Origin of the sequence: Sphingomonas endophytica (assembly GCF_014199415.1) — a bacterium.
Classification (GTDB): Bacteria; Pseudomonadota; Alphaproteobacteria; order Sphingomonadales; family Sphingomonadaceae; genus Sphingomonas; species Sphingomonas endophytica.
The window spans coordinates 89,531-108,691 of record NZ_JACIJN010000005.1; the positions used below are offsets into that span (position 1 = coordinate 89,531).

A 19,161-nucleotide genomic window follows, 5' to 3' on the forward strand; every position below is an offset into this window, starting at 1 on the left:
CGGCAGCGGACTTGTGCCAGAGAGCGGCATGGCTTCCGCTCCTCTCCGGTCCCCGGTCGAACTCACGCTCCGCGGCGTGCTGCTCGGCGGGGTCATCACGTTGCTGTTCACTGCCGCCAACGTCTATCTCGGGCTCAAGATCGGGCTGACCTTCGCCACCTCGATCCCCGCGGCGGTGATCTCGATGGCGGTGCTGCGCGCATTCCGCGATTCGACGATCCTTGAGAACAACATCGTCCAGACCGTCGCCTCGGCGGCGGGGACGCTGGCGGCGATCATCTTCGTGCTGCCGGGCCTCGTGATGATCGGCTGGTGGCAGGGCTTTCCGTTCGTCACCACCGCGACGATCACCGCAACCGGCGGCATCCTCGGCGTGATGTTCTCGGTGCCGCTGCGCCGTGCGCTGGTGGTCGATACCGTGCTGCCCTTCCCCGAAGGCCGGGCCGCCGCCGAGGTGCTCAAGGTCGGGGAGGAAAGCCGTCACGGCGGCGCGGAGAGCGCCAAGGGGCTGTCGGCGATCGTCGCGAGCACACTGGCCGCCGCGGGCTTCTCGATCCTGACGCAGACGCGGCTGATCGCGGGCGAAGCCGCGCACTTCTTCCGCGTCGGCGCGGGCGCGACCGGAGTGAGCGCGGGGCTATCGTTCGCGCTGCTCGGCGCGGGGCATCTGATCGGGCTGTCGGCGGGGCTCGCGATCCTGCTCGGCGTCGTGGTGGGCTGGTGGGTGGTGCTGCCGATCCTGACCGCCGCCGCGCCGCAGGCGGGCGATGTCGCGGTCTGGGCGAACGGGGTGTTCCGCAGCGACGTGCGCTTCTTCGGCGCGGGTGTGATCGGGGTGGCGGCGATCTGGACCTTGCTGCGGATCGCTAAGCCGGTGATCGGCGGGCTGCGCGCGTCGCTGACCGCCGCGCGTGGCGACAGCGTCGCGATCGAGGAACGCGACCTGCCGATCGGCGTCGTCGCAGTGGTGAGCCTTGCGACGCTCGTGCCGGTCGCGGTGCTGCTCCATTCGGTGGTGAGCGGCGGGCCGCTCGCCGGACATGAATGGGCGCTGGTCGCGGGCAGCCTGTTGTTCGTGGCGGTGATCGGGCTCGTGATCGCAGCGGTGTGCGGCTATATGGCCGGGCTGATCGGCGCATCGAACTCGCCAGTGTCGGGGATCGGCATCCTGTCGGTGATCGCGGCGGCGACGCTGCTGGTCGGGCTGTTCGGGCGCGGCGGGGAGGTCGCACAGACGCAGGCGCTGGTCGCCTATGCGCTGATCGTGACGGGCATCGTGTTCGGCGTGGCGACGATCTCGAACGACAATCTCCAGGATCTGAAGACCGGGCAGCTGGTCGGCGCAACGCCGTGGAAGCAGCAGGTCGCGCTGGTGATCGGCGTGTGCTTCGGCTCGGTGGTGGTGCCGCCGGTGATGCAATTGCTCTACACGTCGTTCGGCTTTGCCGGAATGCCGGGCGCGGGGCCGAACGCGTTGGCTGCACCGCAGGCGGCGCTGATCTCGGCGCTGGCGCAGGGCGTGCTCGGCGGCAATCTCAACTGGACGATGATCGGCTGGGGTGCGCTCGCCGGCGTGGCGGCGATCGCGCTCGACGAGGCGCTGGGGCGTGCCGGGCGCTTGCGACTGCCGCCGCTAGGGGTCGGGCTGGGCATCTACCTGCCGATGAGCGCGACGTTGACCGTGGTGGTCGGCGCGGTGATCGGGCATTTCTACGACAGGCGCGCCGACACGCTGCCCGATGCCGAGGCGGCGAAGCGGCTAGGGGTGCTGACCGCCACCGGCATGATCGTCGGCGAGAGCCTGTGGAACGTCGTTTTCGCGGGGATCGTCTATGAGACCGGCACCGAGACGCCGCTCGCGCTGGTCGACGGGTTCGAGGGACCGGCGCTGATCGCGGGGACGTTGCTGTTCGCGCTGGTCGCGTGGTGGCTGTATCGCCGCACGCGAAAGCTCCACGCGGCGTGACGCGCGTCTGGCTGCGCTGGACCGGCAATCGCGGCGTCGGCACCGCGGGCTATACCAGCTATGCGCGCGACCATGAGATTGCGGCCGAGGGGAAGCCGGTAATCGCCGGCTCATCCGATCCGCGCTTCCGCGGCGACGCCACGCGCTGGAACCCTGAAGAGCTGCTGCTCGGCGCGATCAGCGCGTGTCATCAATTATGGTATCTGCACCTGTGCGCCGATGCGGGGATCGTCGTCACCGATTATCACGACGAGGCGGATGCGGTGCTGACGCTCGACAAGGACGGCAACGGGCAGGTCAGCGAGGCGACGCTGCGCCCGCACGTGACGATCGCCGCCGGGGGCGACGCCGCCTTGGCGGAGGCGCTTCATGCGGAGGCGCAGCGGCGCTGCTTCATCGCGCGGTCGGTCGCCTTCCCGGTGCGCCACGCGGCGGTGATCGCGGTCGCCGCGGTATGTTCTGGTTAACCATCCGGCGCTAAGGTGCGGCGCATGGCAATTGTTGTTCGTCATTGCGAGCGCAGCGAACCAATCCAGGGCGTCCTGATCCGGCCCTGGATTGCTTCGCTGTGCTCGCAATGACGGAGCTGCCGGGGTGAGCGGCATTCGCACACGATCGACGCTGTTCGCGGTCGTGGCCGCGCTGGCGTTGCTGGTCCGGTTGCTGGTGCCGGCCGGGTTCATGCCGCAGGTCGCGCACGGGCAGGTCGCGATCGTCGTCTGCCCCGGCATGACGATGGCGACCGGCGCGCATCATCACGCGCCGGACGCGCCGGTGCACGACGGTTTTGAGCGTCCGTGCGCCTTTGCCGCGGTCGCCGCACCGGCGACGTTGCTCGCGATCGTGCTCTTGCTGGTACTGCCGTTGGCGGCAGTGGTCGGGCGTCCTCTACCTCCAGAAACCCAGCTTGCGCCGCGTAGCGCGCTCCGCTGGCGTCCGCCACTCCGCGCCCCACCAACGATCCTCCCGACCCGCTGACCTGCTGTCGCGGCGCGCCGGGCGCGCGCCGAACCCGAGGAATCGTCATGACCCCTTCCCGTCCGGCCGCGATCGCGGCCGAACTCCAGCGCGCGGTGTGGCGCTGGCACTTCTTCGCCGGCCTGCTGGTGCTGCCCTTCCTGCTGTGGCTGGCGGTGACCGGCGCGCTGTATCTCTACAAGCCCGAGATCGAGCGGCAGGTCTATGACGACTGGAACCACGTCACCCCGGGGCGCGCGACGCTGCCGCTCGAGACGCTCGCCGCGCGCGTCGGGGCCTCGGTCGGCGGCACGGTGACGCAGGTGCAGAAGCCCGCCGCCCTCGACGAGAGCTGGCGCGTGACCGTACGGCGCGGCGATGGCGACCTGCAGATGGCGTTCGTCGATCCGCATGACGCGCACGTCTTCGGAACCACCAATCCCGGCGGGGTGATGCAGACCGTCAAGCATCTGCACAGCCTCGCGATCACCGGCTGGGTCGGCAACTGGCTGATCGAGATCGCCGCCGGCTGGTCGATCATCCTCGTCGTCAGCGGGCTGTATTTGTGGTGGGGACGCGGGCGCACGGTGACGGTGCGCGGCCGCGCGAGCGGGCGGCTGTTCTGGCGCGACCTCCATGCCGTGACCGGGCTGTTCGCGGGCGGGCTGATCCTGTTCCTTGCGCTCAGCGGGATGCCGTGGAGCGCAGTATGGGGGCACAACGTGCAGGCGGGCGTCGCCGGCGCGGGCTGGGGTCGCCCCGCCGCCCCCGGTGGCGAGGGTCATGCCGGGCACGATTTGCCATGGTCGCTCCAGCAACATGTGATGCCGATGGGCCATGCCGGTCCGCGCATTGCCGCCGACCGCGCGCTGGCGGTGGCACAGGCGCGCGGCATGGCGCCCGACTGGACGTTGACGTGGCCGGAAGGACCGGGCGCGCCGTATCTGGTCAGCGCGACGCTCGGGACGTCGGGGGCGGCGCATGTCGTCTATGTCGATGCCGGCACCGGGCGCGTGCTGCAGGACGCCGGGTTCAAGGACTTCGGTCGCCCCGGTCAGGTGATCGAGTGGAGCGCCGCGGTCCATCAGGGCAAGGAATATGGCGAGGCGAACCGGCTGATCATGCTGTTCGCCTGCGCGGCGCTCGCGTTGCTGACCGTCACCGCGCCGGTGATGTGGTGGAAGCGCGGCCCGCGCGGTCGGACCACACTGCCCGATGCGCGCACCGGCACCGGGCTGCTCGCGATCATGGGGGTGGCGGGCGTGCTGTTCCCGCTGACCGGGCTGACGATGCTTGTCGCGCTGGCCTCCGGGCGCATCAAGGCCGCGCTCGCCGCGGCTCAGGCGAGCCGCGCGCGGAAGAGCTGGCCCTCCTCCACGACATAGACGATCACGAACGCCGCGACGCCGATCGCGAGATACCCCAGCGTCAGCGGCAGCGTGGTGCCGGCATAGGATTGGCCGATCGCCGATCCGACCAGCACCGCGCCGACGCTGGTGATGAAGCCCTGTACCGACGAGGCGGTGCCCGCGATCCGCCCGACCGGCTCCATCGCCATCGCGCCGAAGTTCGACCCGCACAGGCCGATGCAGGTCATGCTCAGCGACTGGAAGACCATATAGCTGACCAGCGTCTCCCAGCCCATCCACACCACCGACAGATGCAGCACCGACAGCACGATCAGCGCCAGCACCGCGGTCTGCGAGATCAGCCGCGTGCCGAGCCGCTCGACCAGCCGGCTGTTCATGAACGACGCCACGCCCATCGCGCCCGCGCAGATCGCGAACAGGACGGTGAAGCGGTCGCCCGCGCCGAACTCGTCGACGAACACCTGCTGCGCCGAGGAGACGAACGCGATGATCCCGCCGAACGTCAGCGACGCGGCGAGCGCATAGCCGAGCGAGTAACGATTGGTGAGCGTCAGCCGGTAGCTGCTGGAAAGATTGGCGAGCGAGATCGCGGTGCGGCGCTCGACCGGCAATGTCTCGGGCAGCCGCGTCAGCGTCCAGACCAGCACCAGCCCCGCAAAGCCGCCCAGCGCATAGAAGACGAACCGCCACGGCCCGATCACCAGCAACCCCTGCCCGATCGTCGGCGCGAGGATCGGGACGAGAAAGAAGATCATCTGCGCCACCGACATGGTGCGCGCCATCGCGCGGCCCGAGGCATTGTCGCGCACCACCGCCACCGCGATCACGCGCGTCGAGGCCGACATCAGCCCCTGCAACACCCGCGCGCCGAGCAGCGCGGTAAACGTCACCGAGGCGGCGGCGAAGACGCTCGCCCCGACGAAGCCGATCAGCGTCGCGATCAACACCGGCTTGCGCCCGTAGCGATCGGCGAGCGGGCCGTAGAGCAACTGCCCGACACCGAAACCCAGCACATAGGCGGTCACCACCCACTGCCGGTGGTTCGCCTGATCGATCGCCAGATCGCGCCCGATATCGGCGAGCGCCGGGAGCATCAGATCGACACCCAGCGCGTTCACCGCCATCACCGCCGCGACGAAAATGACGAATTCGGTCGCGTGCATGCCCGGAGGCGCGGCGTGGGGCTTCATGGGAATTGTGTCCGTTTTCAATCGAATGGCCGGTCGATACTCGGTTGCGGCTCGGTAAACCACGCCGCTCCAGCGTCCGTGACGTAGAAATGATCCTCCAGCCGGATGCCGAACCGCCCGGGCACGACGATCATCGGCTCGTTCGAGAAGCACATGCCGGGCGCGAGCGGCGTTCGGTCGCCGCGGACCAGATATGCCGGCTCGTGGATCGAGAGCCCGATACCATGGCCGGTGCGGTGCGGCAGACCGGGCAGGCGATAATCCGGCCCCAGCCCCTCGCGCACCAACACCGCGCGCGCCGCGGCGTCGATCTCCTCGCACGGCACGCCCGGCGCGACCGCGGCGAAGGCGGCGGCCTGCGCCGCGTGTTCGATGTCCCAGATCGCGCGCACCTCGTCGTCGACCGGGCCGAAGGCATAGGTGCGGGTGATGTCGGAATGATAGCCCTGCACGCGGCAGCCGGTATCGACCAGCACCAGATCGCCCTCCGCCAGCGCGCGGTCGCCGGGCAGGCCATGCGGATAGGCGGTCGCCTGTCCGAATTGCACGATGCAGAAGAACGAAGGGCCGCCGCCGATCGCGCGATGCGCGTCGTCGATGAAGCGCACCACCTCGCTCTCGCGGATACCGGGACGCAGGATGCGCGCGGCAGCGGCCTGCACGGCCAGCGTCATCTGCTTGGCCTGCGACAGCAGCGCCAGCTCGCCCGGCGATTTGACCATCCGGCAGCCGTCGATCGCGGCGGCGCCATCGACCGTCGTCAGCCCCGCCCCCGCCAGCCGCCGCGCCCAGCCGTAGAAGAGCATCGGGTCGAGCGCGAGCGTCGCCCCGGCCGGTAACGCATCGGCCACCAGCGCGACCGGATCCGCATCCTCTTCCCACAGCGCCAGATCGGCGGTGATCGCCAGCTCGGCCTCCAGCGTGCCGCGCTCGAACGCCGGGCAGATCAGCCGCGGCGTGCCGGAGACGGGCAGCAGCAGCGCGACCAGCCGCTCGCTCGGGTGCCACGGCACGCCGGTGAAATAGTGGAGCGACGCCCCGGCCTGCACCAGCAAGGCGTCCGCCCCCAGCTCGGCGGTCAGCGCGCGCGCGCGCTCCAGCCGCGCGATGCGCTCGGCAACGTCGATCGGTGCTGCCCGGTCTGCCCAGGGGGTAATCGCCGCAAGCTCCGCCGCCGCGCTGGATCCGCCGATCGTCATGCCACGCTCCGTCAAATTGGGTCATGCCGTCGCTGCGTCGACGGACAATAACATAGGTGGTTACCGCTTCTTTACTCCTCGCTCCGTAGATCACGGGCAGGGTAGAAGAAGTGAGAAGGGGCCATGGCATCCAAACCGCAGATCGACAACCGTCGGGAGCCACGGCTTGCGGCCGAATGTCGCGGGCTGGCGCGGCTGGCGATTTCGATCGAGATCCTCGACGCCTCGGCGGCGGGGCTGCGCGCGCGCGGCGGGATGCCGCTGGCCGCGGGCACGCTGCTGAAGCTGACGTTGCCGGGCGGAGCCGAACGCCACGCGCGAATCGCGTGGGTCGACGACCATGTCTTCGGCTGCGAGTTCATGAAGCCGTTGAACAGCAAGGAATTGCGCGATCTGGTCGACGCGACCACCAATGCCGCGCCTTATGCGATCTGCGGCTGATCCGACGGCGTCAGGGTGACGGTGCGCGCGGTGCGGTCGACGGTGATCGTCGCGTCGCGCAAGCGCAGGATGAAGCCGGGCGCGTCCTGCCAGTCCGCGTCGCGCATCGGCTGACCGTCGAGGCGTAACCACGTCGCATCGTGCGCGATCGCCGGGTCGGCGAGCGACGCGCACGCCGCCCGCCGTCGTGCGAGGTCGGCGACGAACGATTCGCGCGCGCGGTCGCGGCCATCCCAATCGAGCCACAGCAATTCGTCCTGCGCATAGCCGTTGTTGTTGCCGGCCTGCGTGCGGCCGAACTCGTCACCAGCGGTCAGCAGGATCGTCCCGCGCGTCGCGAACAGCGTCGCGAGCAGCGCGCGGACATCGGCGTCGCGGGCGGCGCGGACGGTGGCGTCCTCGCTGTCGCCCTCGACGCCGTTGTTCCACGCGATCTCGCCGGCATGGCCGTCGCGATTGTCCTCGCCATTGGCGTGATTGTGGCGGGTGGCGAAGGCGACGGTGTCGGCGAGCGTGAAGCCGTCGTGCGCGGCGACGAAGCTGACCCCGCGCGTGCGGTCGCCGAACAGGTCGCTCGATCCCATCAGTCGCGTCGCGAGCGCCCCCGCGCTGCCGTCGCCGCGCCAGAAGCGGCGGACGTCGTCGCGATAACGGTCGTTCCATTCGAGCCAGTCGGCGGGGAAGTTGCCGAGTTGATAGCCACCGGGGCCGATGTCCCACGGCTCGGCGATCAGCACGCGATCGCGCAGCACCGGGTCGGCGGCGATCTTGGCGAAGATCGGCGCGTCGCGGTCGAAGCCGGGGCCGCGCGCCATCACCGTAGCGAGATCGAAGCGGAAGCCATCGACCCCGGCTTGCGTGACGAAATGGCGCAGCGTGTCGAGTGACAGCGTGCGCACCGCCGGATTGGCGAAGTCGAGCGTATTGCCGGTGCCGGCGTCGTTGATGAGCCTGCCGTCGGGCGCGCGCGCATAGGCGGCATCATCCAGCCCGCGCAGCGACAGCGTCGGGCCGAGCAGATCACTCTCGCCGGTGTGATTGAACACGAGGTCGAGGAGCGTGCCGATCCCGGCGTCGCGCAACGCCGCGACGGTGGCGCGCAGCTCGGCGATACCGCCGGGGGCGAGCCGCGGATCGAGCGCCATCGGCACGACCGGGTTGTAGCCCCAGCCGTTGCCGAGCCCGAGCGGCGGCAGATGCCGCTCGTCGATCCATGCGACGACCGGCATCAGTTCGACCGCCGCAACTCCGATCCGCTGGAGGTGCGCGATCACCGCCGGATGCGCCAGCGCGGCGATCGTTCCGCGCTGTGCCGCCGGTACGTCGGGGTGGCGCATCGTGAAGGCGCGGACGTTGATCTCGTAGATCAGCCCGCCGGCGCGGAAGAGCGGCGGCAGGTCGAGCGGCGGCAGCGGCGCGGTGACGATCGCCTTCGGGACCAGCGCGGCGGTGTCGATCCGCGGCTCGCGCAGATGCGGGTCGTAGACGAAGCGCCGGTCGAGCGTCACCGCATGGGGATCGACCAGCAGCTTGGCCGAATCGGCATCGGTGCGGAAGCCGTAGCGCGTCCCCTCGCCCGCCCCGTCGACCCGCACGTGCCAGTCGTCACCCACGCGCGTCATCGCGACACGGCGCTCGATGTCGCCGTCGAACAGGCACAGCCAGACCGCCTCCGCGCGCGGCGCGCGGACCGTGAAGTCGACGCCGCCCGCGACGAGCGTCGCGGTCACGTCACGACGTCGGGCTGCTCGCGTCCGGTATGCGCGCGGATACCGGCGATCGCCTCGGCCGCGGCGACGATCCCGGCGAGCATCACGCCGGTTTCCGCATCCAGAGCGCCGCCGACCGGCTCGTAGCGTTCGAGATAGACGCGCAGGGTCGCGCCGCTCGTCCCGGTGCCCGACAGGCGGAACACGACGCGGCTGCCGCCCTCGAACAGCACGCGCACGCCCTGGTTGCGGCTGACCGACGCGTCGGTCGGGTCCTCATAGGCGAAGTCGTCCGCCGCCGCGACGGTCAACGCGCCGAACGACGTGCCGGGCAATTCGTCGAGCTTGCCGCGCAACTCCGCCATCAGCGTATCCGCGGCGGCGCTGTCGACGCCCTCGTAATCGTGGCGCGCATAATAGTTGCGGCCATATTCCGCCCAGTGATCGCGCGCGATCCGGTCGACGCTCTTGCCGGTCGCGGCGAGGATGTTGAGCCACAGCAGCACCGCCCACAGCCCGTCCTTCTCGCGGACATGGTCGCTGCCGGTCCCGGCGCTTTCCTCGCCGCAGATCGTCGCCATCCCGGCGTCGAGCAGATTGCCGAAGAACTTCCAGCCGGTCGGCGTCTCAAACGACGGGATGCCGAGCTTCTCCGCCACGCGATCCGCCGCGGCGCTGGTCGGCATCGAGCGCGCGATCCCCTTCAGCCCGCCGGCATAGCCGGGCGCGAGATGCGCGTTGGCGGCGAGCATCGCGAGACTGTCCGAGGGCGTCACGAACCGCCCGCGCCCGATGATGAGGTTGCGATCGCCGTCGCCGTCCGACGCCGCGCCGAAATCGGGCGCGTCGCCGGCCATCATCGTCTCGTATAGTTCGTGCGCGTGGACGAGGTTGGGGTCGGGGTGATGCCCGCCGAAATCCTCCAGCGGGGTGCCGTTGCGCACGGTGCCGGGTGCGAAGCCGAGCCGCTTCTCGAGGATTTCGGTCGCATACGGCCCGGTCACCGCGCTCATCGCGTCGAACGCCATCGTCAGCTTGGCGGCACGGATCGCGTCGAAGTCGAACAACGTCTCCATCAGCGCGGCATAATCCGAAACCGGGTCGATCACCTCGACCGTCAGCCCCTCGACCTGCGTCTCGCCGGGTGTGTCGAGATCGATATCGGCGATGTCGGCGGCGTGCCACTCCGCGATCGAGAGCGTGCGGGCGTGGATCGCCTCGGTCACCTTCTCGGGCGCGGGGCCGCCGTTCGCGACGTTATACTTGATCCCGAAATCCTCGTCGGGGCCGCCGGGATTGTGGCTCGCCGACAACACCAGCCCGCCGAGCGCGCCGCGCTGGCGGATCACGTTCGAGGCCGCCGGGGTCGAGAGGATGCCGCCCTGCCCGACCACGACGCGCGCGAAGCCCGCCGCCGCCGCCATGCGGATCGCGGTCTGGATTACCTCGCGGTTCAGGTACCGGCCGTCGCCGCCGATCACCAATGTCGCGCCCTGCCTGCCCTCGACCACGTCGAAGACCGACTGGATGAAGTTCTCGGCATAATTGGGCTGCTGGAATACCTTCACCTTCTTGCGCAGCCCGGAGGTGCCGGGCTTCTGGTCGGTGAAGGGCGTGGTCTTGACGGTACGGATCATGCGGACAGCAGCTCCCGGTAGAGATCGGCATAGCGGCGTCCGCTGGTCGCCCAGGAGAAGTCCGCCGCCATACCCGCGCGCTGGATCGAGCTCCAGCGTTCGGGCGTGGCAAATAGCCGTAACGCAAGCGCAATGGCCTGCGCCAGTGACTCGTGCGTGACGGCATCGAACTGGATGCCGGTCGCCACCCCGGCGTCGAGCGCCGCATCATTGGCGTGGATCACGGTGTCGGCCAGCCCGCCGGTGCGCGCGACGACCGGCACGCACCCATAAGCGAGGCCGTAGAGCTGGGTCAGCCCGCACGGTTCGAACCGCGACGGGATCAGGATCGCGTCCGCCCCGCCCTGCATCAGATGCGACAGCGCCTCGTCATAGCCGATCCGCACCCCGATCCGCCCCGGGTGGCGCGCCGCCGCCTCCTGAAAGGCATGTTCGAGCCACGCATCGCCCGACCCGAGCAACGCCAGCCGTCCGCCGCCCGCGACCAACGCGTCGAGCGTGTCGGCGAGCACGTCCATCCCCTTCTGCCATGTCAGCCGCGACACGACGCAAAACAAAGGCCCGTCACCGGGTTCGAGCGCGAAGGCCTTTTCCAGCGCGCGCTTGTTGATCGTGCGCAACGCCAAGTCGCCGGCGTCATAGCGTTCGGGCAGCGCCGCGTCTGCCGCCGGATTCCAGACTGCCGGATCGATGCCGTTGACGATCCCCGACACCCGCTCGCGGCGCGCGCGGATCAGGCCCTCCAGCCCCATGCCAAACTCGGGGCGCAGGATTTCGGCGGCATAGGTCGGACTGACGGTGGTGATCGCGTCCGCGGCCTCCAGCCCGGCCTTCAGATAGCCGACCCCGCCATAATATTCGACGCCGTCGACCGCGAAGGCGCGATCGGGCAGCGCCAGCGAGCCGAAGATGCTCGCATCGAAGCGCCCCTGAAACGCGATATTGTGGATTGTCATCACTGACCGCGCACAGCGCCCGCCCGCCGGGGCGAAGCGCAGATAGGCCGGGGCGAGCCCCGACTGCCAGTCGTGCGCGTGGAGCACGTCGAAACGGAAGCCCTTGACCGCACCTGAGGCAAGATCGGCCGCCGCGCGCCCGAAGGCGGCGAAGCGCCGCCAATTGTCGTCCCAGTCGCGCCCGGACGGATCGCCATAGGGCCCGCCCTCGCGCGCGAAATAGCCGGGTGCGTCGAGCACCAGCAATTTGTGCCCGCCGATCGTGCCCGACAACAGCCGCGCCGGCGCGCCGACCAGGTCCGGCCAGTCGTGGAGCGCGGCAGCCCCCTGTACCGCTGCAATCACGCGCGGATAGCCCGGCACGAGCGTGACGACGTTGACGTCGTGCGGCATCAGCGCCGCGGGCAGCGCGCCGACCACGTCCCCAAGCCCGCCGGTCTTGACGAGCGGATAGGCTTCGGACGCGACCGACAGGACCGAGATCGTCATGCCGTTACAGCTCCAGCCGGTCGATCATCGGCTGGGTGATCAGGCACACGCCCTTGTCGGTGCGACGGAAGCGGTGGCCGTCGAGCACCGGGTCCTCGCCGACGACCAGCCCGTCGGGGATGATCACCCCGCGATCGAGCACCACCTTGCTCAGCCGCGCGTTGCGGCCGATCTTGCAATAAGGCAGCACCACCGCCTCATCGAGCGACGAGTAACTGTGGGTGCGCACGCCCGTCGAGATCAGGCTGCGATGCACGTTCGACCCGGAGATGATCGTGTCGCCCGCCACCAGGCTCGACACCGCCTGCCCGCGCCGTCCGTCGATATCGTGGACGAACTTGGCGGGCGGGGTCAGCTCCGAATAGGTCCACAGCGGCCATTCGCGATCGTAGAGGTCGAGCTGCGGGACGACATCGGTGAGGTCGATGTTCGCCTCCCAATAGGCATCGACCGTCCCGACGTCGCGCCAATAGGCGGCGGGCTCTTCGGGCGAGCGGACGCAGCTCGCCGAGAAGCGGTGCGCATGCGCATGGCCGTGCTTGACCAGATAGGGGATGATGTCCTTGCCGAAGTCGCGCGACGATCCCTCTGTGGCGGCATCGCGGCGCAGTTCCTCGATCAGCAGCTTGGTATTAAAGACATAGATGCCGAGGCTGGCGAGCGCGACATCGGGCTGGCCGGGAATCGACGGCGGGTCGGCGGGCTTTTCGACGAAATCGACGATCCGGTCGTTGCCGTCGACGTGCATGACGCCGAACGCCACCGCCTCCATCCGCGGCACCTCCATACACGCGACCGTCACGTCGGCACCGCTGTCGCAGTGCTGCCGCAGCATGATCTCGTAATCCATCTTGTAGATATGGTCGCCGGCGAGGATGACCATGAACTCCGGCGCGCTCTCGGCGATGATGTCGATGTTCTGGTAAACCGCGTCCGCGGTGCCCTCATACCATTGAAACTCGCTGATCCGCTGCGACGCGGGGAGGATGTCGAAGCTCTCGTTGCGCTCAGGGCGCAAGAAGTTCCAGCCGCGCTGGAGATGGCGGATCAGCGAATGCGCCTTGTATTGCGTCGCGACACCGATGCGGCGAATGCCCGAGTTGATCGCGTTCGACAAGGCAAAGTCGATGATGCGGCTCTTGCCGCCGAAGTAAACAGCTGGTTTCGCACGCGTATCGGTTAATTCCTTCAAGCGGCTGCCCCTGCCCCCGGCGAGGACATAGGCCATTGCGTCGCGCGCCAGCGGCTGACCTTTGCGTTCGTCCACGTCAGGCTCTCCTTCCCTGCATCTTTACTTGTCGTTCATCACGCGTTAACCATGTTGTCACGGTCTTGACGCCAAAAGGCGCGGGTAACGTGAGTGTGTGCGTAGTCAGAACAAGACGACTATCGAGAGGATCGCCGATGCACCCCGCCTGCCAACCCCGTTCCGCCGACGGTTTGATCCGTGGCGTCGCCTGTGCGCTCGTCCCGTCGCTGCTCGCCTGGGGCGCGATCTTCGCGCTCGTCGGCCGGATCGTCTGAGCCGGGCTCACGCTTCGGGTTCCCATTCGAGCATCACCGTCGCCAGCGGCGGCAGCGTCACTTCCGCGTGACCGCCGCTCGCGACCACCCCGCCGAGATTGCCTAGCCCCGAGCCCCAGTAATCGTGCGCGTCGGAATTGAGCACCTCGCGCCAGCGACCGTCATGCGGCAACGGCACACGATACGGCATCCGCGCCACCGGGGTCATGTTGACGATCACGGCGATCGGCGCGGCGCCCGGCGCTGAGCGTAGCCAGACGAACACCGAATTGGCGGCATCGTCCCGTACCAGCCAGCGGAAGCCATCACGCTCGCAATCGCGGGCATGGAGCGCGCGCTTCTCGCGGTAGAGGCGGTTGAGGTCGCGCACCAGCTTCCGGACGCCCTCATGCGCGTGCGAGTGGAGCAGGTCCCAGTCGAGCGAGCGTTCCTCGCTCCACTCGGCGCGCTGCGCGAACTCCTGCCCCATGAACAGCAGCTTCTTGCCGGGATAGCCCCACATCATCGCATAATAGGTGCGGAGGTTGGCGAACTTCTGCCAATCGTCGCCGGGCATCTTGGTCAGCATCGAGCCCTTGCCATGCACGACCTCGTCATGGCTGATCGGCAGCACGAAATTCTCGTCGAAGGCATAGACCAGCCCGAAGGTGATCGCGTCGTGATGATGCTTCCGGTGAACCGGCTCGCGCGCCATGTACTTCAGCGTGTCGTGCATCCAGCCCATGTTCCACTTGAACCCGAAGCCGAGCGCGGTGCGCGGGGCCTCGTCATAGGCGGGGGCGGAGACGCCGGGCCAGCTCGTGGACTCCTCGGCGACGGTGAACACGCCGGGTTCGCGGGCGTAGATCGCGCGGTTGGTGGCGCGCATGAAGTCGACCGCCTCCCAATTCTCGCGCCCGCCTTCGCGGTTGGCGATCCACTCGCCGTCCTTGCGCGAATAGTCGCGGTACAGCATCGAAGCGACCGCATCGACGCGCAACCCGTCGACATGATAGCGCTCGGCCCAGAACAGCGCGTTGTTGACGAGGAACGCCGACACCTCGCGCCGCCCGAAGTTGTAGATCGCGGTGTTCCAGTCGGGGTGATAGCCGAGCCGCGGGTCCTCATGTTCGTAGAGCGCGGTGCCGTCGAAGCGCGACAGGCCGTGCGCGTCGGTCGGGAAATGCGCCGGCACCCAGTCGAGCAGCACGCCCAGCCCGGCGCGATGCGCGCCGTCGACGAAGCGCGCGAAGCCCTCGTGATCGCCGAACCGTGCGCTGGGGGCATAGAGGCCGGTGGTCTGATAGCCCCAGCTCGGATCATAGGGATGCTCCGAGATCGGCATGAACTCGATGTGCGTGAAGCCCATCGACACGGCATAGGGGATCAGCCGCTCGGCGAGCTGGTCCCAGGTCAGGAACCAGCCATTCTCGTCGCGTTGCCAGCTGCCGGCATGGACCTCGTAGATGCTGATCGGCGCGCGGCGCGGATCGACCGACGCCCACGCCTCGCGATGCGCGGCATCGCCCCATTCATGGTGCATCGGCGCGGTGGTGAGCGAGGCGGTCTTCGGGCGCAGCTCGGCGGCGAAGGCGTAGGGGTCGGCCTTGAGCGGCTGGAGCGTGCCGTCAGGGCCGGTGAGCGCAAATTTATAGGCCTGGCCCGCGCCGAGATCGGGCAGGAACAACTCCCAGACCCCCGTGTCGCTGCGCCGGCGCATCCCGTGACGACGCAGATCCCAGTCGTTGAAGTCACCGACCACCGCAACGCGGCGCGCGTTGGGTGCCCAGACCGCGAAATGCACGCCCTCCGCGCCTTCATGCACGATCAGATGCGCACCCATCTTGTCGTGAAGGCGGAAATGCGTGCCCTCGTTCATCAGGAAGTCGTCGGTGGGGCCGAGCACCGGACCGAAGCTGTACGGGTCCGTCACCCACCATTCCGCGCCCCCGCCCTGCGCGACATAGCGCAGCGGCTGCGGGTCGCCGTCGATGACCCCCTCGAACAGCCCGCGTTCATCGACCCGCGTCAGCGTACCGAGCACCTCGCCGGTCAACGTATGCGCGACGACGGTGTCCGCGCCCGGTATCCATACGCGCGCGAACGTGCCTTCCGGGCCGCGATGCGGGCCGAGCAGCGCAAAGGGATCCTCGTTGGTGCCGTCCAGCAGCGCGTCGATCGCGGCGGCGGGCGGCTTCACTTCACGCCCCAGATCTCGCGTGCATATTCGCCGATCGTACGATCCGACGAGAACCACCCCATGTTCGCGACGTTGCGGATCGCACTGCGGCCCCAACCGTCGCGGTCCGCCCAGCGCCGGTCGACGTCGCGCTGCGCGGCGGCATAGGCGTCGAAATCGGCCGCCACCATGAACCAGTCATGGTCGTACAGGCCGTTCATGAGATCGCGATAGCGGTCGTGGTCATCTGGTGAAAACACTCCGGAAGCGATCGCGTTCACCGCCTGCGCGAGTTCCGCCGAATTTTCGATGACCGCGCGCGGATTGTAGCCGCCGGCCCGCTTGGCGGCGACCTCGTCGGCGGTCAGGCCGAAGATTACGATATTCTCCGCACCGACGTGATCGCGGATCTCGACGTTCGCGCCGTCCAGCGTCCCGATCGTCAGCGCACCGTTGAGCGCGAACTTCATGTTGCCCGTGCCCGACGCCTCCATGCCGGCGGTCGAGATCTGCTCTGACAGGTCAGCCGCAGGCACCATCCGCTCCGCAAGGCTGACGTTGTAATTGGGGACGAACGCGACCTTGAGCAGCCCGCCGATCGACGGATCGGCGTTGACGCGCCGCGCGACGTCGCCGGCCAGCTTGATGATGAGCTTGGCCTGATGATAGCTCGACGCCGCCTTGCCCGCGAACAGCTTGACGCGCGGCGTCCAGTCGCGCTCCGGGTGGCTCCGGATCTGATCGTACAGCGCCACCGTCTCGACAATGTTGAGCAACTGGCGCTTGTATTCGTGGATGCGCTTGATCTGCACGTCGAAGATCGCCGACGGATCGAGCCGCACGCCCATTTCGCTGCGCAGGTAATCGGACAGCGCAGCCTTGTTCGCGCGCTTGACCGCCATGAAGCGCTCGCGGAACGAGGCGTCCTCGGCGAACGGGGCGAGCGCGGTCAGCTTGCCGGCGTCCTCCATGAACCCGTCGCCGATCGCCTCGCGGATCAGCGACGTGAGCCCCGGATTACACTCCTGCAACCAGCGACGCGGGGTGATGCCGTTGGTCTTGTTATTGATCCGTTCGGGATAGAGCTGGTGGAGGTCGGCGAAGACCGTCGTCTTCATCAACCCGGTATGCAGCGCCGCGACGCCGTTGACGCTGTGCGAACCGGCGAAGGCGAGGTTCGCCATGCGGACGCGTCGCTCGCCGCCCTCGTCGATCAGGCTGATCGCGGCGATCGCGCGGTCGTCCAGCCCGTCCGCCTGTCGCGCGGCGCGGAGCAATCTGGCGTTGATCGCATAGACCAATTGCATGTGGCGCGGCAGCAATCGCTCGAACAGCGGCAGCGGCCAGCTCTCCAGCGCCTCGGGCAGGAGCGTGTGGTTGGTATAGCCGAACGTCGCCTGCGTGATCTCCCACGCCTCGTCGAATGCGAGACCATGTTCGTCGAGCAGCAGCCGCATCAGCTCGGCGACCGACACCGCTGGATGCGTGTCGTTGAGCTGGATCGCGGCGCGCGTGGGCAGCGTGCGGATATCGCCGAAATACTGGACGTGGCGGCGGACGATGTCCTGGATCGAGGCGGACGAGAAGAAATATTCCTGCCGCAGCCGCAGCTCCTGCCCCGCCGCGGTCGAATCGTTCGGGTACAGGACGCGGACCAAGGTCTCGGCGCGGAGCTGGTCGGCCATTGCACCCGCGAAATCGCCCTGGTTGAAGGCGTCGAGCTTGAACGGATCGAGGCTGCGTGCGGTCCACAGCCGCAGCGTGTTGACGCGCCGCCCGCGCCAGCCGACCACCGGCGTATCGACCGCCATCGCCTCGACGATTTCGCCCGGCTTCCACGTCACCGCGCCGCTTTCGTCGCCGTGCACCTCGCCGCCGAAGCCGATCACATACGCGCTCTCGCGGCGGCGGAATTCCCAGGGGTTGCCGTATTGCAGCCACGTCTCGGGCAGCTCGACCTGCCAGCCGTCATCAATCCGCTGGCGGAACATGCCGTTCACATAGCGGATGCCGTAACCGTAGGCGGGCAGGTCGAGCGTCGCGAGGCTTTCCATGAAACATGCCGCGAGCCGGCCGAGGCCGCCGTTGCCGAGCGCGGCGTCGGGCTCGATCTCCTCCAGCGCGGCGAGGTCGACGCCGAGTTCGTGCAGCGCCGCCGCCACCTCCTCGCGCGCCGACAGGTTCGCCAGCGTATCGCGCAGCAGGCGGCCGATCAGGAATTCGAGGCTGAGATAATAGACGCGCTTCGCCCCCGCGGCGTGCGTGGCCTTGGTGGAAGCCATCCAGCGTTCGATAATCTCGTTGCGCACAGTGAGGATCGTCGCCGCGAGCCAATCGTGCGGCCGCGCGGCCTGCTCGTCCTTGCCGATGCGATGCACCAGCGTGTCGAGGATGTTGAGCGCCAGCGGACCCCGCTGCGCCACGGTTTCGGTCTCGATCACGCCTGCCCCCCCGATACGTATGCACAATGACTAAGCGGTGACCGCCCCGCCAGCAACGCTTTCCACCGACCGTCCACGATAGGCCTGCACATCGAGCGCGGCGCCGAGCAGGAAGGCGTAGACGCTGAGCCACAGCCAGGTCAGCGCGACGATGATCGCGCCGAGCGAGCCGTAGGTCGCGCCGTAATTGCCGAAATTGGCGACATAGACGCTGAAGCCGGTGGTCGCGAGCAGCCACACCGCGGTCGCGGTGACCGTCCCCGGCGTCGCCCAGCGCAGCCGCGCGCCGTGGCGATACGGCCCGAACCGGAACAGCAGCGACGCGCCGGTGATGACGATCGTCGCGAGCAGCGCATAGGTCGCGATGCGGATCAACGCGAGGACGATGCCCGGAAACCACGGGATCAACGTGCCGATGAACGCCACCACCGCGCTGGCGGCGATGCCGAGGAAGATCAGCAGGATACCGCCGAGCACGATCGCGAACGAGGTCAGCGTCCAGACGATGAAATTGCGCTTGTCCTTGACCTCATAGGCGACGTTGAGCGCGGTCATCATCGCGGTCGCGGCCTTGCTGCCGCCGTAGAGCGCGATGACGAGCGCGATGATCAATCCCAGTCCCTTGCGCCCCTGCGAGCCCGAGGTGACGATGTCGAGCTGCTGCCCGACCAGCGTCGCGACATCGCCGGGCAGCGCGGCGAACAGCGCGCGAATATCTTCCTGCACGGTCGCGGCATCGGCGAACAGCCCATAGGTGAACACCGTCACCGCGAGGATCGGTGCGATCGAAGAGATGATGTAGAAAGCCGCGCCGGCTGCGATCAGTCCGAGATTGTCGTCGTTCGAGGCGGTGTAGGCGGCCTTCATCTGGCCCCACCAGTTGCGCCGGAAGGATCGCCAGAGATCGGCCGAGGAGAGATCGATGTTCATTACGGGGGCGAACGCCGCGCGGCGGCGTAGGCTCCCGGTGGAAGGATTAGCCTGGGTTAGTCCGGCGGTCGGCAGACCTCCCACTCCCGTCGCCCCTGCGAAGGCAGGGGCCTATCTCTGCGTCGTATGCCGATCGGCCTGACACAGGCGCGCCGGGCGATGTGTCAAATTTACCGAAACATTCCATAGACATG

14 protein-coding genes are annotated in these 19,161 nt (G+C 68.5%); 5 read left to right on the forward strand and 9 right to left on the reverse strand.

Annotated elements, in window-relative coordinates:
* Positions 1 to 28: 28 nt before the first annotated feature.
* The 4 genes from FHS97_RS08815 to FHS97_RS08830 all read left to right on the forward strand — a co-directional run bounded on the left by FHS97_RS08815 (position 29) and on the right by FHS97_RS08830 (position 4,308).
* On the forward strand, positions 29 to 1,966 hold the full coding sequence (locus FHS97_RS08815) for an OPT family oligopeptide transporter (protein ID WP_184035967.1): 1,938 nt from the start codon (positions 29 to 31) through the stop codon (positions 1,964 to 1,966).
* A complete protein-coding gene (locus FHS97_RS08820) occupies positions 1,963 to 2,433 on the forward strand; it encodes an OsmC family protein (RefSeq protein ID WP_184035970.1) in 471 nt (156 codons plus the stop codon). The genes FHS97_RS08815 and FHS97_RS08820 overlap by 4 nt, the downstream gene beginning before the upstream one ends.
* Before the next feature lie 127 nt (positions 2,434 to 2,560).
* Positions 2,561 to 2,944 carry a DUF2946 family protein gene (locus FHS97_RS08825; RefSeq protein WP_184035974.1) on the forward strand — a complete coding sequence of 128 codons (384 nt, stop codon included), beginning with the start codon at positions 2,561 to 2,563 and terminating at the stop codon, positions 2,942 to 2,944.
* 47 nt (positions 2,945 to 2,991) lie between these two features.
* Positions 2,992 to 4,308 carry a PepSY-associated TM helix domain-containing protein gene (locus FHS97_RS08830; RefSeq protein WP_184035977.1) on the forward strand — a complete coding sequence of 439 codons (1,317 nt, stop codon included), beginning with the start codon at positions 2,992 to 2,994 and terminating at the stop codon, positions 4,306 to 4,308.
* Here the strand turns inward: FHS97_RS08830 and FHS97_RS08835 are convergent.
* Positions 4,263 to 5,483 carry a multidrug effflux MFS transporter gene (locus tag FHS97_RS08835; protein WP_246346561.1) on the reverse strand — a complete coding sequence of 407 codons (1,221 nt, stop codon included), beginning with the start codon at positions 5,481 to 5,483 and terminating at the stop codon, positions 4,263 to 4,265. The genes FHS97_RS08830 and FHS97_RS08835 overlap by 46 nt on opposite strands.
* Before the next feature lie 17 nt (positions 5,484 to 5,500).
* On the reverse strand, positions 5,501 to 6,682 hold the full coding sequence (locus FHS97_RS08840) for a M24 family metallopeptidase (RefSeq protein WP_184035983.1): 1,182 nt from the start codon (positions 6,680 to 6,682) through the stop codon (positions 5,501 to 5,503).
* Positions 6,683 to 6,805: 123 nt separating this feature from the next.
* On the opposite strand from FHS97_RS08840, the gene FHS97_RS08845 reads away from it, so the two are divergent.
* Positions 6,806 to 7,123, forward strand: coding sequence for a PilZ domain-containing protein (locus FHS97_RS08845; RefSeq protein ID WP_184035986.1), 318 nt, complete (start codon positions 6,806 to 6,808; stop codon positions 7,121 to 7,123).
* Here the strand turns inward: FHS97_RS08845 and FHS97_RS08850 are convergent.
* The 7 genes from FHS97_RS08850 to FHS97_RS08880 all read right to left on the reverse strand — a co-directional run bounded on the left by FHS97_RS08850 (position 7,105) and on the right by FHS97_RS08880 (position 18,967).
* On the reverse strand, positions 7,105 to 8,853 hold the full coding sequence (locus tag FHS97_RS08850; protein WP_184035989.1) for a glycogen debranching enzyme: 1,749 nt from the start codon (positions 8,851 to 8,853) through the stop codon (positions 7,105 to 7,107). The genes FHS97_RS08845 and FHS97_RS08850 overlap by 19 nt on opposite strands.
* Positions 8,850 to 10,469: an alpha-D-glucose phosphate-specific phosphoglucomutase gene (locus FHS97_RS08855; protein ID WP_184035992.1), complete on the reverse strand. Its 1,620-nt coding sequence runs from the start codon at positions 10,467 to 10,469 to the stop codon at positions 8,850 to 8,852. Before FHS97_RS08855 ends, FHS97_RS08850 begins: the two co-directional genes overlap by 4 nt.
* Positions 10,466 to 11,914 carry a glycogen synthase GlgA gene (gene glgA, locus FHS97_RS08860; RefSeq protein WP_184035995.1) on the reverse strand — a complete coding sequence of 483 codons (1,449 nt, stop codon included), beginning with the start codon at positions 11,912 to 11,914 and terminating at the stop codon, positions 10,466 to 10,468. Before glgA ends, FHS97_RS08855 begins: the two co-directional genes overlap by 4 nt.
* A 4-nt stretch (positions 11,915 to 11,918) precedes the next feature.
* A complete protein-coding gene (gene glgC / locus FHS97_RS08865) occupies positions 11,919 to 13,181 on the reverse strand; it encodes a glucose-1-phosphate adenylyltransferase (RefSeq protein ID WP_184035998.1) in 1,263 nt (420 codons plus the stop codon).
* Positions 13,182 to 13,445: 264 nt separating this feature from the next.
* Entirely contained in the window at positions 13,446 to 15,617 is a 2,172-nt protein-coding gene (gene glgB / locus FHS97_RS08870) for a 1,4-alpha-glucan branching protein GlgB (RefSeq protein WP_184036001.1), read from the reverse strand.
* A complete protein-coding gene (locus FHS97_RS08875; protein WP_184036004.1) occupies positions 15,614 to 18,037 on the reverse strand; it encodes a glycogen/starch/alpha-glucan family phosphorylase in 2,424 nt (807 codons plus the stop codon). The genes glgB and FHS97_RS08875 overlap by 4 nt, the downstream gene beginning before the upstream one ends.
* Before the next feature lie 30 nt (positions 18,038 to 18,067).
* On the reverse strand, positions 18,068 to 18,967 hold the full coding sequence (locus FHS97_RS08880) for a YihY/virulence factor BrkB family protein (protein ID WP_184036007.1): 900 nt from the start codon (positions 18,965 to 18,967) through the stop codon (positions 18,068 to 18,070).
* Positions 18,968 to 19,161: the final 194 nt, after the last annotated feature.